General features: G+C 65.5%; 12 protein-coding genes. 9 read left to right on the top strand and 3 right to left on the bottom strand.

The window, feature by feature from the left end; translation table 11 throughout:
- Window positions 1–112 precede the first annotated feature (112 nt).
- The 3 genes from CMV14_RS26720 (at window position 113) to CMV14_RS10845 (ending at window position 3,734) form a co-directional block, all read left to right on the top strand.
- Window positions 113–1,249 (top strand): hypothetical protein, encoded by a 1,137-nt coding sequence (locus tag CMV14_RS26720; protein ID WP_192876315.1) that lies wholly within the window; start codon window positions 113–115, stop codon window positions 1,247–1,249.
- A gap of 129 nt (window positions 1,250–1,378) precedes the next feature.
- Complete coding sequence (locus CMV14_RS10850) at window positions 1,379–2,311, top strand: TauD/TfdA dioxygenase family protein (RefSeq protein ID WP_238147262.1); 933 nt, start codon at window positions 1,379–1,381, stop codon at window positions 2,309–2,311.
- A 40-nt stretch (window positions 2,312–2,351) separates the two neighbouring features.
- Complete coding sequence (locus tag CMV14_RS10845; RefSeq protein WP_066958917.1) at window positions 2,352–3,734, top strand: RNB domain-containing ribonuclease; 1,383 nt, start codon at window positions 2,352–2,354, stop codon at window positions 3,732–3,734.
- A 45-nt stretch (window positions 3,735–3,779) separates the two neighbouring features.
- Here the strand turns inward: CMV14_RS10845 and CMV14_RS10840 are convergent, their stop codons facing one another.
- Together CMV14_RS10840 and CMV14_RS10835 are read right to left on the bottom strand one after the other, a co-directional pair.
- The gene (locus CMV14_RS10840) at window positions 3,780–4,154 is read right to left on the bottom strand and encodes a GFA family protein (protein WP_066958916.1); all 375 of its coding nucleotides are present in this window, start codon (window positions 4,152–4,154) and stop codon (window positions 3,780–3,782) included.
- Window positions 4,151–4,579, bottom strand: a complete 429-nt coding sequence (locus tag CMV14_RS10835; protein ID WP_066958915.1) for a DUF2177 family protein — start codon at window positions 4,577–4,579, stop codon at window positions 4,151–4,153. The genes CMV14_RS10840 and CMV14_RS10835 overlap by 4 nt, the downstream gene beginning before the upstream one ends.
- A 145-nt stretch (window positions 4,580–4,724) precedes the next feature.
- On the opposite strand from CMV14_RS10835, the gene CMV14_RS10830 reads away from it, so the two are divergent.
- A complete protein-coding gene (locus CMV14_RS10830; protein WP_066958914.1) occupies window positions 4,725–5,960 on the top strand; it encodes a TCR/Tet family MFS transporter in 1,236 nt (411 codons plus the stop codon).
- Between the two features lie 224 nt (window positions 5,961–6,184).
- Here CMV14_RS10830 and CMV14_RS10825 read toward each other — a convergent pair whose 3' ends face one another.
- Window positions 6,185–6,955 carry a competence/damage-inducible protein A gene (locus tag CMV14_RS10825; RefSeq protein ID WP_066959286.1) on the bottom strand — a complete coding sequence of 257 codons (771 nt, stop codon included), beginning with the start codon at window positions 6,953–6,955 and terminating at the stop codon, window positions 6,185–6,187.
- Between the two features lie 68 nt (window positions 6,956–7,023).
- On the opposite strand from CMV14_RS10825, the gene map reads away from it, so the two are divergent.
- The 5 genes from map (at window position 7,024) to CMV14_RS10800 (ending at window position 13,582) form a co-directional block, all read left to right on the top strand.
- Window positions 7,024–7,863 (top strand): type I methionyl aminopeptidase, encoded by an 840-nt coding sequence (gene map / locus CMV14_RS10820; protein WP_083215635.1) that lies wholly within the window; start codon window positions 7,024–7,026, stop codon window positions 7,861–7,863.
- 206 nt (window positions 7,864–8,069) lie between these two features.
- Window positions 8,070–8,408 (top strand): P-II family nitrogen regulator, encoded by a 339-nt coding sequence (locus tag CMV14_RS10815; RefSeq protein WP_056378100.1) that lies wholly within the window; start codon window positions 8,070–8,072, stop codon window positions 8,406–8,408.
- A 75-nt stretch (window positions 8,409–8,483) separates the two neighbouring features.
- Complete coding sequence (gene glnA / locus CMV14_RS10810) at window positions 8,484–9,896, top strand: type I glutamate--ammonia ligase (RefSeq protein ID WP_066958913.1); 1,413 nt, start codon at window positions 8,484–8,486, stop codon at window positions 9,894–9,896.
- A 184-nt stretch (window positions 9,897–10,080) separates the two neighbouring features.
- Window positions 10,081–11,340 carry a multidrug effflux MFS transporter gene (locus tag CMV14_RS10805; protein ID WP_066958912.1) on the top strand — a complete coding sequence of 420 codons (1,260 nt, stop codon included), beginning with the start codon at window positions 10,081–10,083 and terminating at the stop codon, window positions 11,338–11,340.
- 82 nt (window positions 11,341–11,422) lie between these two features.
- Window positions 11,423–13,582, top strand: a complete 2,160-nt coding sequence (locus CMV14_RS10800) for a prolyl oligopeptidase family serine peptidase (RefSeq protein ID WP_083215663.1) — start codon at window positions 11,423–11,425, stop codon at window positions 13,580–13,582.
- Window positions 13,583–13,637 lie beyond the last annotated feature (55 nt).

The following is a 13,637-nucleotide window of genomic DNA, read 5'->3' as shown; positions in this document are numbered from 1 at the left end:
TGGGCTTGCATAGCTTGGTACGATACTGTACCGCAATGGGTACGATATCGTACCAACATCGGGCCACGCGAGAGGAGAGGAGAAGATGGAAGATATGTCCATGCTCGGGAGAATGAGCCGCCGCCGGTTGATCTCGATGGCCGGTATCGGAGCAATGGGCGCCGGGCTCCTCTCGCAGGGGTACGCCGCGGCTGCTCCGCAACCCCGCGCCTCCCCCCCTTCGCCCCTGCCCTGGCCGGAGCGGGGCAGCTTCGGCGGCCAGGCCATCGTCGGCGCTCACCAGTCCAGCGCCGCTGCCATGGTCGACGACCGCACCTATTTCGGCCTGCCCCGGGAACGGACCTTCTTCTACGGAAATCTGCGGGATGCCGAAGGAAATCTCTACGAGGTCGTACGCGGCATCGCGGGCCAAGGCTTTGGCGGACTCGACACGCTTTTCGTACAATCGAGTGAAGGACAAAGCATGTTGCGCGTGCTGCCGGCCATTGGCGCGGCGGCGGCTCCCAGCAACGGAGCGAAGGGCCGGCTCGAAGGCGACATGGCGGTGTGGAGCAGCGCGCCCAGCTCCCCGGGCAAGCCGTTCCGCATCACGATGAATGCCGATGGAAGCGAAGCCTCGTGGCTGGAAACCGACGTGCTGGACGTGCGTGGCAGGCTGCTGGGGCCCGGTCTCCAATGGCATGTGGCCGATCGCGACGGCAGCGAATTCTATGTCTCGCAGATATACGAAATGGCCGGCACGCTGATGGGGCGGCAGGTGCGCGGTATCCTGGCGCTGGACCAGAGCTACCTGCCCCAGGGAATGCTGATGTACAGCGGGCAGGATCCGCTGTTCCGTGCCGACCAGCACCATCGCTGCTGGTACACCTGGGCGACCCGCTACACCGATGGAAGTTACGATTCGGGCCATTTCGTTCTGGGAACCGAGCGGGTGGGCTTCGCGCTCTTCACCAACCAGCGGGGAGAAACCAACTTGTCAACCAAGGTGAGTGGGTCCGTGAAACTCATTCCAGGCGACATCTGGCCGGAGACCATTCAACTCGACGTCGACGGGGAGAAATGGGAATTCCTGCCCGACCCCAAGGGACGAATGCCCGACCTGCTGTATGGCAAGATCCAGAGCATCACGCCCCAGAATGAGGGGCGCTGGCAAAGGGTAGGCGAACGGCGCACTCCGGCTGTGTGGTTCGCCTGGGGCGAAGTGCAGTCGAACGGCCGCATCGATTACCGTCAGACGAAACGCATCTGATGTGCCGTCCCGCGCCGGCGTGGCGGCCCAAAATCGCATAGGCGATATGGCCGTGGCGCCTCTTAATGCGCTGGCTCGTCATCGGATAATGTCTGCCGAACGCGCGGGAGCGTCACCCACGGAGAGGCAATGAACATGGCATATTCGGTCGAAGCGCTTCACGAGGGCCTGGGTTTCGGCAAGCAGGTGATCGGTCTGCGCCGCGAGGACATTGATGTCGAAGCGGTGCGCGCCGAGCTGCGCGACTACTGGATCCGCGACGGGCTGGTAGTCTTCCGGGGCAGCGAGGTGACACCCGCGTTCCAGATCGAGCTGAGCCGCGTGTTCGGGGAACTGGAGATCCACCCGATCCGCGAGCTGCGCTCGGCCGAGCATGACGAACTCATTACCCTCGTCTCCGACAAGCAGAAGGAAGGGCTGTTCGCGGTCGACGGCGTCGAATCGGTCGCCTTTTTGCCCTGGCATTCGGACCTGATCTTCGTCGACCGGATCAACCATGGCGGGTTGCTGACCGCGCAGAGGATATCGAGCTGGGGCGGCGAGACCGGTTTCATCGACCAGGTCCAGGCCTATGAACTGCTCCCCGACGATCTGAAGGCGGAGATCGAGGGGCTCGAGGTCGTCTACCAGCTCTGCATCAATCCCGGGGGCTCGCGCTACGGCACGAAGTCCACCGTGCGGACGATCATCACCAGCGATTTCGAGAAGTCGGTCGGCCCCCGCCTCGACAGCGATTTCCCGCCGGTCGTCCACCCGCTGGTGTTCATCCAGCCCGATACCGGCCGCAAGGTGCTCAACCTCTCGCCCTTCGGCGCGCTCCACATCCTCGGCCGCGACGACGAGGCCGGCCATGCGCTGCTGCGGCGGCTGGTCGATCATCTCACCGCCTGCCCCAGCTATTTCCACCGCTGGCAGCCCTCCGAAATGCTGCTGTGGGACAATTGGCGGATGGCGCATTGCGTCACCGGCGCCGCACCCGATGAGGTCCGCGTCATGCAACGCACGACCATCATGGGCGATTACGGCCTCGGCCGCCGGCTCGACGCACGGCAGGCCGCCTGAGGATTGATCCTGCTCTGTCCGGCGGTGTAAGCCCGCGGCGATGAAGGTGATCGCCGATCCCGGCAAGGCGCTGGCGCGCGGCCTCGGCGCGATCCGGGAAGAATTCCAGGTTCCACCCGGCTTCCCGCCAGAGGTGATCGCGGCTGCCGAAACGGCGGCGCGGCGGGTGCCCGACCAGCATGCGGACCGCACCGACCGTCCGTTCGTCACGCTCGATCCGGCAAGTTCGACCGATCTCGACCAGGCGTTCGCGATCGAACCCGCCGGCGCCGATCTGCTGCTCCATTATGCGATCGCCGATGTCGGCTGGTTCGTCGCGGACGGCGACCCGCTCGACAGGGAGGCATGGCGGCGCGGCGAGACGCTCTACCTGCCCGATGGCAAGGCCGGCCTTTATCCGCCACAACTGAGCGAGGGCGCGGCCAGCCTGCTGCCCGATGGGCCACGCCCGGCGGTGGTCTTCACCGTCCGGATCGATCCGGCTGGCCTCGCGACCTTGGACGGCGCTGAGCGCGCGATCATCCGCAGCCGCGCCAAGCTGGCCTATGACAATGTGACGCCCGATCAGCTGCCGCCCGATTTCGTCGAGCTTGCCCGGCGCGCCCAGGCGGCCGAGGCGGCGCGCGGCGCGGTCCGCGTCGATCCGCCGGAGCAGGAGGTCGTACTGCTGCCCGGGGATGGCTTCGATCTAGCCTTCCGCCCGCGCCTGAAGTCCGAGGCGGACAATGCCGCGCTGTCGTTGGCCACCAACCTCGCGGTGGCGGCGGCGCTGCACGCGCATCGCACCGGCCTGTTCCGGGTGATGGCCGAGCCCGATGAACGCGCCGTGGCGAAGCTCCGCCTGACCGCCGGCGCGCTCGGCATAGGCTGGCCGCCAGAGATGACGCTCGAGCAGCTCGAACGACGGCTCGATCCCACCCGTCCAGCCGAGGCGCGGTTCATGCTTGCGATCCGGCGCGCCGGGCCTGGCGCGGCCTATATGCCATGGCGCGACGGGACCCTCCCCTGGCATGCAGCGGTAGCGGCCCCCTATGCCCATGCCACCGCGCCGCTACGCCGACTGGCCGACCGCTATGTGGTGCGCGCCGCGCTGGAGATCGCCAATGGCCACCCGGTGCCGCTCGCGGTCGGCGAGGCATTCGAGAAGCTGCCGGCGGTGATGGCGCGCGCCGATACATTGGCCGGCCGGATCGAGCGCGCTGTGGTCGACCTTGCCGAGGCCGTGCTGCTGTCGGAGCGGATCGGCCAGACCTTCCACGCCGTCGCGACCGAGGCCGACGGCAAGGGCGCCAAGGTGCAACTATGCGACATGGCGGTGGTTGCGCGGGTGACGGGGAGCGGCATCGAGCCGGGCGCGGCGCTACAGCTGCGGCTGACGGCGGTGGACGTGGTGCGCCGGACGGTGGCGTTCGAACGGGTCTGAAGCGCATCGTCTCCCCGGCCTATACACCTCCGCCGGGGCGACGGTTCAATCCCCCGGCACATTCTCGCCCTTGCCCCAGTCGCGCCCCTCGAACGGCACGATCTTCACGTCCAGCTCCTGCCAGTCGTCCACACAGCGCAGCGAGATGCTGATCCCGTCCGGATGCGAGCGCGGCCGGTAAAAGCTCTTGATCCCGCATTGCGAGCAGAAGATGTGCCGCGCCTTGCCGCTGCCGAAGCGATAGGTGGTGGTGTCCTTCTGCCCGTCGATCAGGCGGAAGCGCGTATCGGGCACGATCAGGTGCAGATAGCCGGTCATCGAACAGATCGAGCAGTTGCAGTCGAGTATCTCCAGCGGCTCGTCGCCGACCTCGGCCTCGAACCGTACCAGCCCGCAATGGCAGCCGCCTTCTATCTTCACGCGCCAATCTTCTCCTGGGCGCCCTTGCTGAGCCTGGCGGTGATCAGGCAGCCGCCGGCCGAGCTCACTCCGGAAACGAAGGTGCCCCAGATCATGTCGGCGACCGTGATCTTCGTGGACCAGAGCAACAGGGTGGCCTGGTTGGTCAGGTCGTAGGTCGCATAGGCGAAGAAGCCGAACAGGCCGCCCTTGACCAGCGCGGTCTTCCATCGGCCGTCGGCAAGGCCGGGCATCACGGCGAAATAGAGCAGCCCCGCGATATAGAGCAGATAGAAGATGATCGCCGGCGCCAACCGGAACTCGGGGATCAGGATCGGACCGAGAATCGGCCGATAGAGCAGGTCGGCCGAGTTGGTCAGCCACACCGCATCAACGGCGGCGAACACCAGCAAAGTCGAGACATAGGCGATGATGATCCGGGTCATGCAGGCTCCCCCTCTTCGGCCGCTTGGCAGGCTTCTTCATGAACGAAGCCGGCGCCGCCGTCATCCTTGTCTTTTGGAGCCTGAGCGACGATGAAGCGGGCACGGCGCCGATCGGGCTCCGGATTCGGGGCCAGAGTCGGACTATATGGCGGTTTCAGAGCGGGGCCGGGGCAACGCGACCATCTTCATCGTCGCGACGATCCTGATCGACGCGATCGGCTTCGGCATCATCATCCCGGTGCTGCCGCGCCTGGTGATGGAGGTCGGCCGCCTCGACCTGGCCGAGGCGACGCGGATGGGCGGCTGGATCGCCACCGCCTATGCGCTGATGCAGTTCCTGTGCGGCCCGCTTGCCGGCAATCTCGGCGATCGCTTCGGACGGCGGCCGGTGCTGCTGCTGGCTCTGGCCGGGCTCGGCATCGACTATGTGCTGATGGGCTTCGCCCCCACCCTCGCCTGGCTGTTCGCCGGGCGGCTGATCGCGGGGGTGTTCGGCGCCTCATTCAGCCCCGCCACCGCCGCGCTTGCCGACATCACCGCGCCGGAGGACCGCGCCAAGCGCTTCGGCCTCGTCGGGGCCGCCTTCGGCCTTGGTTTCATCATCGGCCCCGCGGTCGGCGGCCTGCTTGGCGAGTTCGGACACCGCGTGCCTTTCTATGCAGCCGCCATCTTGTGCGCGATCAATCTCCTGTTCGGCCTGCTTTTCTTTCCCGAGACGCTGCCGCCCGAACGCCGCCGCCCGTTCAGCCTTTCCCGCGCCAACCCGATCGGCGCGCTGCTGAGCGCCCGCAAGCTGAAGGGCGTCCTCGGCCTCGCCGGAATCCTGCTGCTCTGGAACATCGCCTCAATGGTCTATCCGGCGACCTGGGCTTTCTTCTCCATCGCGCAATATGGATGGTCGAACCAGATGATCGGCCTTTCGCTGGCGCTGGCAGGCGGATCGATGCTGGTGGTCCAGGGCGCAGTGCTGGGCCGGGTCGTCAGGAAATTGCGCGAACGCCGCACCGCGATGATCGGCACCGCGGTCGCGGCGGCGGGCTATCTCGGCTATGCGCTGGTGCCCCATGCCTGGTTCGGGCTGACGATGATCGTCGTCACAGCGCTCCAGGCGCTGATCCAGCCGTCATTGACCGCGCTGATGTCCCAGCGCGCGCCCGCCGATGCGCAGGGCGAGATGCAGGGCTTCATCGGCAGCCTCAATGCGATCGGCGCGATCGCGGGGCCGTTGCTGCTGAACCCGACGCTGTCTTATTTCACCGGGCCGAATGCGCCGGTGCACTTCCCGGGCGCCGCCTTCGTGATCGCTTCGGCCTTCGCCTTCGCGGCGTTCCTGTCGCTGGCGCTTACCCGGCGCATCCGGGATGTGGGAGCCGCCGCCTGAAACGCCTCATCATGCCGAACTTGGGCGTGTCATCAGTTGCAAGGGATTAAAAGGCGAGCGCGCCCTGAATCAGGCACGTCATTCCCGCGAAAGCGGGAATCCACGGTCAGGAGGGACAGGAGCCTCCTGCGGACCGCCGTCCATGGATTCCCGCTTTCGCGGGAATGACGGCAATGGATCAATTGATGACACGCCCAAGTTCAGCATGACGGAAGCAAGTCTGCTCAGATTCCGTCAGCGACGGGCGCATAGCCCAGCGAGACCAGCCCGCTGCCGATCGCAGCGATGCAACGGTCAACCGTGTCGGGATCGGTCGATCGCACTACGAAATTGGCGCCGACCTTGCCTTCGCGGAAGAAGGGATAGCTGCCGATCTGCGACCCGGCATGGGCCTTCTCGGTCTCGCGCAGCAGATCGGCCACCTCGCTCTCCGGCACCCAGCAGCCCAAGGTGCGCGACAGCATCGGCAGCCCGCCCTCCAGCTGGTTGGTCAGCGCCTCCAGCATCATTCCCGCGATGTGCGGCACGCCGGCCAGGATGAAGATGTTGCCCATGCGGATGCCGGGCGCGCCCGACATGCGGTTCTCGATCAGTTCGGCGCCATCGGGCACGCGCGCCATGCGCAGCCGCGCGTCGGTCAGCCCGCCGCGCGTCACATAATATTCCTCCAGAACCGCGCGCGCCCGCGGATGGATGACGACGTCCACGCCCAGCGCCGCCGCGATCGCATCAACGGTGATGTCGTCATGGGTCGGGCCGATCCCGCCCGTGGTGAACAGATAGTCGTTGCGCGCCTTGAGCTGGAGCACGGCCTCGCCGATCAATTCGAGCTTGTCTGGAACCACCCGCACCTCGCCCAGTCTGATTCCCTGAAGATTCAGCCAGAGCGCCACCTGCGCGATATTCTTGTCCTGGGTACGGCCGGAAAGAATCTCGTCGCCGATGATCAGCAGTGCGGCGGTCCAGATCTTTTCGTCTCGTTCGGGCGCGGTCATGCCCGAGTCCATAATGCGTGATCGCGCGGGGTGGAAGCGGGCTCGCAAAATCCGGTGCTTTCTCCTATATGGAGCGCATGACGACCTATATCCAAGCCGACGCCACCACCGCCTCCCACCCGCGCACCGGCGCGATCAAGCTCCACGATTCCGAGGGTTTTGCCGGGATGCGCGCAGCTGGCCGTCTGGCCGCCGAGATCCTAGACGCGCTGGCGCCACATGTGGTGCCCGGCGTGGAGACCCAGGAACTGGACCGGATCGTCTATGACATGACGATCGCCGGCGGCGCGGTCCCGGCGACGATGAACTATCGCGGCTATACCCACAGCAGCTGCATCAGCATCAACCATGTCGTCTGCCACGGCATACCGGGTGATCGCACGCTGAAGGATGGTGACATCGTCAATATCGACGTTACCCCGCTGTTGGACGGCTGGCACGGCGACAGCAGCCGCATGTTCCTGGTCGGCGACGTCGGCATCAAGGCGCGGCGCCTGGTCGAGGTCACCTATGAATGTCTGATGCTGGGGATCGAGCAGGCAAAACCTGGCAACCGGCTGGGCGACATCGGCTTCGCCATCCAGCGCCACGCGGAAAAGCACCGCTACGGGGTGGTGCGCGATTTCTGCGGCCATGGCCTGGGCCGGGTGTTCCACGACGCACCGGAGGTCGTCCATGTCGGCCGCCCCGGCACCGGTCCGGAACTGCGGCCGGGCATGTTCTTCACGATCGAACCGATGATCAACATCGGCCGGCCCGACGTGAAGCTGCTCGACGACGGCTGGACGGCGGTAACGCGCGACCGTTCGCTATCGGCCCAGTTCGAGCATTCGATCGGTATCACCGAGGATGGCAGCGAGATCTTCACCGCCAGTCCGAAGGGGCTCCACAAGCCCCCCTATATGTGAGAGGGTGAAGCCATTACGGGGCCGCCGCATTTCGCCCCGATCAATTGCAGGGCACGCATTGCCCATTTTTCAGGCAATTCGCCAATAGATGCCCTCTTTTGCGGCATTGCGGCAGATTATCGCCTAGAAGCTCCCCAGCGTCCTTGCGACTCGCGCTTTGGCACGCTTATTGAAGGCCCGCAACGCGCTGGCCGGGGAGGGCACAGGTGAAAAAAATCGAAGCGATCATCAAGCCGTTCAAGCTGGATGAGGTCAAGGAAGCCCTCCACGAAGTGGGCGTTTCCGGTATCACGGTGACCGAAGCCAAGGGTTTCGGCCGTCAGAAGGGTCATACCGAGCTGTACCGCGGCGCGGAATATGTCGTCGATTTCCTGCCCAAGGTGAAGCTTGAGGTCGTGGTCGAGGACAGCCTTGCCGACCGGGTGGTCGAGGCGATCGCTTCCGCAGCGCAGACGGGTCGTATCGGCGACGGCAAGATCTTCATCCTGCCGGTCGAGGGTGCGGTCCGCATCCGGACAGGAGAGAGGGACGCGGACGCGATCTGATCGCGCGGCGCACCAAAACGCTGGGCGTAACGACGCCCGAACATTCACGTATTTTCTCACGGGGAAGGCAAGGACATGGCTAACAAGCCCGCTGACGTTCTGAAGGTTATCAAGGACAAGGAGATCGAGTGGGTCGATCTTCGTTTCACCGACCCGAAGGGCAAGTGGCAGCATCTGACGATGTGTGCCGGCGTCGTCGGCGAGGATGAACTGACCGACGGCTTCATGTTCGACGGTTCGTCGATCGAGGGCTGGAAGGCCATCAACGAGTCCGACATGATCCTGAAGCCGGATCTCGACGCCATCTGGGTCGACCCCTTCTCGGCCACCCCGATGCTGATCCTGGTCTGCGACATCGTCGAGCCGTCGACCGGCGAGCTCTACTCGCGCGATCCGCGCTCGACCGCGAAGCGCGCCGAGGCCTATGTGAAGTCGATCGGTATCGGCGACACCGTCTATGTCGGCCCCGAGGCCGAGTTCTTCATGTTCGACGACGTCCAGTTCGATACCACCTATAATTCGAGCTATTACAAGCTCGACGACGTCGAACTGCCGACCAACACCGGCCGTCCGCTCGAGGGCGGCAACCTCGGCCACCGTCCGCGCGCCAAGGGCGGCTATTTCCCGGTCGCTCCGGTCGACAGCGCGGTCGACATCCGCGCCGAGATGGTCTCGACCATGCTGGAGATGGGCCTCCCCTGCGACAAGCACCACCATGAGGTGGCCGCCGCGCAGCACGAGCTGGGCCTGACCTTCGGCACGCTGGTCACCACCGCCGACCGCATGCAGATCTATAAGTATGTCTGCTGGCAGGTCGCTCAGGCCTACGGCAAGACCGTTACCTTCATGCCGAAGCCGATCAAGGAAGATAACGGCTCGGGCATGCACACCCACATGTCGATCTGGGACGGCGGCAAGCCGCTGTTCGCGGGCAACGGCTATGCGGGCCTGTCGGACACCTGCCTGTATTTCATCGGCGGCGTGATCAAGCATGCCAAGGCGCTGAACGCCTTCACCAACCCGACCACCAACAGCTACAAGCGTCTGGTGCCGGGCTATGAGGCGCCGGTGCTGCTCGCCTATTCGGCACGCAACCGCTCGGCCTCGTGCCGCATTCCGTACGGCACGGGCGCGAAGGCGAAGCGCGTCGAGTTCCGCTTCCCCGACGCGATGGCCAATCCGTATCTCTGCTATGCGGCGCTGCTGATGGCCGGCCTCGACGGGATCGAGAACAAGATCCATCCGGGAGAGGCGATGGACAAGAACCTCTATGACCTTCCCCCGGAAGAGCTGGCCGAGGTTCCGACCGTCTGCGGTTCGCTGCGCGAAGCGCTGAACTCGCTCCAGGCCGATCACGCCTTCCTGACCAAGGGCGGCGTGTTCACCGACGACCAGATCGAGTCGTACATCGAGCTCAAGTGGCCGGAAGTCGCCCGCTGGGAGATGACCCCGAGCCCCGTCGAGTTCGACATGTACTTCTCGTCCTGATCCCAGGGCCAGAGGTTCGAAGAAGGGCTCCGGGGCGCAAGCTCCGGAGCCCTTCTCTTTTGGTTGCCAGCCCGCCGCTCGCGGCCTATCCGCCATCCACCGCCCGGGGCGACAGCCGCGGGCGTTCGGCCATGTTGCAAGATTCCGGGGCCGGCCCCCGCCCGAGACCTTTTCAGGACCTGCGATGAACGCGCCCGACACCAGAGTTTCCGATCGCGGAGGGCATGGCCTGCCGTTCCACGAATTCGTGGCGCTGATGGCCTCGCTGATGGCGGTGAACGCGCTCGGCATAGACGTCATGCTGCCCGCGCTTGGCCGGATCGGGAACGATCTGGGCGTGTCGGTCGAAAATCATCAGCAGCTCGTCATCGTCGCCTATGTGGGCTGCTTCGGGATCGGCCAGCTCTTCTACGGCCCGCTGGCGGACCGGTACGGCCGACGGCCGGTGCTGCTCGCCGCCATGGCGATCTACGCGATCATGTCGTTCATCGCGGCCCATGCCGCCAGCTTCGATCTGCTGCTGGCCGCGCGCGCCTGCCAGGGCTTCTCCGCGGCGTCCAGCCGGGTGCTCAGCATCTCGATCATCCGGGACTGCTATTCGGGGCGACGCATGGCGCGGGTGATGTCGCTGGCCTTCATGGCCTTCCTGATCGTGCCGGTGGCGGCGCCGAGCCTGGGCCAGCTGGTGCTGCTGGTCGCGCCATGGCACTGGATATTCTACGCGCTCGGCGCCTTCAGCCTGCTCGTGGGACTGTGGGCCTGGCTGCGCCTTCCGGAGACATTGCCTCCCGACCGCCGGCAGTCGATCCACCCCCGCAACATCGGCAGTGCGGCGACCTCGACACTGACCGACCGCTATTCGCTCGGCTACACGCTTGCCGGCGGCCTGCTCTACGGCTCTATGATGGGCTTCCTCACCAGCAGCCGGCAGATATTCGACCACAGCTTCGGCGCACCGCAATTCTTCGCGCTCGGCTTCGCGCTGGTGGCGGGAGCGATGGCGGTCGCCGCCCTGCTCAATTCGCATATCGTCGAACGGCTGGGGATGAGGGCGGTTTCGCACGGAGCATTGCTGGGAATGATCGTGCTGAGCCTGGTTCGCCTTGTCGTCCTGCTGTCGGGGCACGAAACACTGTGGGTCTTCATCTCGCTGCACGGGCTGACCATGTTCCTGTTCGGCCTCACCGGATCCAATTTCGGCGCCATGGCGATGGAGCCGATGGACAGGATCGCCGGCACAGCCTCGTCGATACAGGGTTTCCTCTCCAACGGCGTGGGAACCGCCGTGGGATTGTTGATCGGGCAATCCTTCGCGGGCTCCACCCTCCCGCTCACCCTGGGCTTCCTGCTCTGCACGATCGTTTCGCTGGCGATCGTCCTGATTGTGGAACGCGGGCGGCTGTTCCGGCCGCACAACGCCCCGTCGGTCCAGCCGCTGCCCTGAACCGGCAAGCACCCGGATTCCGTCAGACGGGAAATTCGCTAAGCTGGAGAGAATCACCCTTGTTTCCGGAGAGGATATGGCCATGCCGCGCCCCCTGTTCGCCTGCTCCCCCATGCTCCTCGCCCTCGGCATGAGCGTCGCCACGTCCACTGTCACGCTGGCGGCCCCCCTCGCCTATCCCGCCACCGAGCGGACCGATGTCGCCGAGCAGCAGTTCGGCGAAACGATCGCCGACCCCTATCGCTGGCTGGAGAATGACGTCCGCGTCGATCCCAGGGTGCGCGCCTGGGTGACCGCGCAGAACGAAGCGACCAACACCTATCTCGATACCCTGCCCGGCCGCGCCGGGATCAAGGCGCGCCTGTCGCAGCTCTGGAATTATGAGCGCTTCGGCATCCCCGAAAAGGCGGGCGGGAATTACTTCTACACGCGCAACAGCGGCCTGCAGAATCAGTCGGTGCTGTTCGTGCGCAAAGGGCTGGACGGCACGCCGCGCCAGCTGATCGATCCCAATCTCTGGGCGAAGGACGGTGCGACGGCGCTCGCCGAATGGGTACCCGCGAAGGACGGCAAGCGGCTGGCCTATGCGGTTCAGGACGGCGGCACCGACTGGCGGACGATCCGCATCCTCGATGTCGCCACGGGTGAGCCGCTCCCAGACGAGATCAAATGGGCCAAGTTCACCGCCATTTCCTGGGCGCATGACGGATCGGGCATCTTCTACTCCCGCTTCTCCGAGCCGCGCGCGGGGGAGGTCTATCAGGCGCTCAACGAGAACCAGCAGGTCTATTTCCACAGGATCGGCACCCCGCAGAGCGCCGACCGGCTGGTCTACGCCACCCCCGACCGCCCCAAGCTGAACCATGATGCCACCGTCAGCGACGACGGCGGCTGGCTGGTGATCCGGTCGTCCGAGGGCACGGACGAACGCTATGAGCTGGTGCTGCTCGACCTGCGCAAGCCCGACGCGAAGCCCTTCGTCCTGGTACGCGGGCTCGACCACAATTGGGTGCCGGTCGGATCGCAGGGCGACCGGCTGACCTTCATCACCAACAAGGATGCGCCGCTTCAGAAACTGGTGGCCTTCGACATGGCGGATCCGCCCAAAGCCGCGGCGACGATGCGCGATATCGTGCCCCAGTCGACCTCGATGATCGACGGCGCCACCATGGTCGGAGATTCGATCCTTGTCGCCTATCTAGTCGATGCCAAGAGCGAGGTGCGCCGCTTCGGCCTGGACGGCACGGCACGGGGCAAGGTTCCCCTCCCCGGCATCGGCACCGCGCAGGGCTTCGAGGGCGAGGCCGGCGATCCCGAGACCTTCTTCTCCTTCGCCAGCTTCAATCTGCCGAACTCGATCTATCGCTACGATACGGACAGCGGAAAGGTGACGCCCTTCGCGCTGCCCAAGGTGGCGTTCGATCCCGGCGATTATGTCGTCGAGCAACGCTTCTACGCGTCGAAGGACGGCACCCGCGTGCCGATGTTCGTGGTCCACAAGAAGGGCCTCGATCATCGCGGCGGCGCGCCGACCCTGCTCTATGCCTACGGGGGCTTCAACCTCGCCCAGCGGCCGGGCTTCAACCCCGCGAACCTCGCCTGGATGGAGATGGGCGGCGTCTATGCACTCGCCAATATCCGGGGCGGCAGCGAATATGGCGAGGCCTGGCACGATGGCGGGCGCCTCGCGGCCAAGCAGAATGTGTTCGATGACTTCATCGCCGCCGGCGAATATCTGATCGCGCAGGGGATCACGACCAGCGACAAGTTGGCGATTCAGGGGCGCTCCAATGGCGGCCTGCTGATCGGCGCGGTCGTCAACCAGCGGCCCGATCTGTTCGCCGCCGCACTGCCTCAGGTGGGGGTGATGGACATGCTCCGCTTCGACCGCTTCACCGCCGGGCGCTATTGGGTCGACGACTATGGTTATCCGGCGAAGGAAGCCGATTTCCGCGTGCTGCGCGCCTATTCGCCCTACCACAACATCGACAGCGGCCGGCGCTATCCGGCGATCCTGACCACCACGGCCGACACCGACGATCGGGTGGTGCCCGGCCACAGCTTCAAATATGTCGCCGCCCTTCAGGCCGCCGATATCGGCGACCGGCCGCACCTCGCCCGGATCGAGACCCGCGCCGGCCACGGATCGGGCAAGCCCACCGACAAGCTGATCGAGGAATATGCCGACATGTGGGCCTTCGCGGCGAAGTGGACAGGCCTGGAGATGCCCTCCGGACGCTGATCGACGAACGACCTGAGCCGTCGACCAACGCCCTGCTGTCGCGGTCGGATGTGCC

This window comes from Rhizorhabdus dicambivorans (assembly GCF_002355275.1).
Taxonomy (GTDB): domain Bacteria; phylum Pseudomonadota; class Alphaproteobacteria; order Sphingomonadales; family Sphingomonadaceae; genus Rhizorhabdus; species Rhizorhabdus dicambivorans.
Note: the sequence above shows the minus strand (reverse complement) of the source record. Positions and strands in the feature narration are given on the sequence as shown.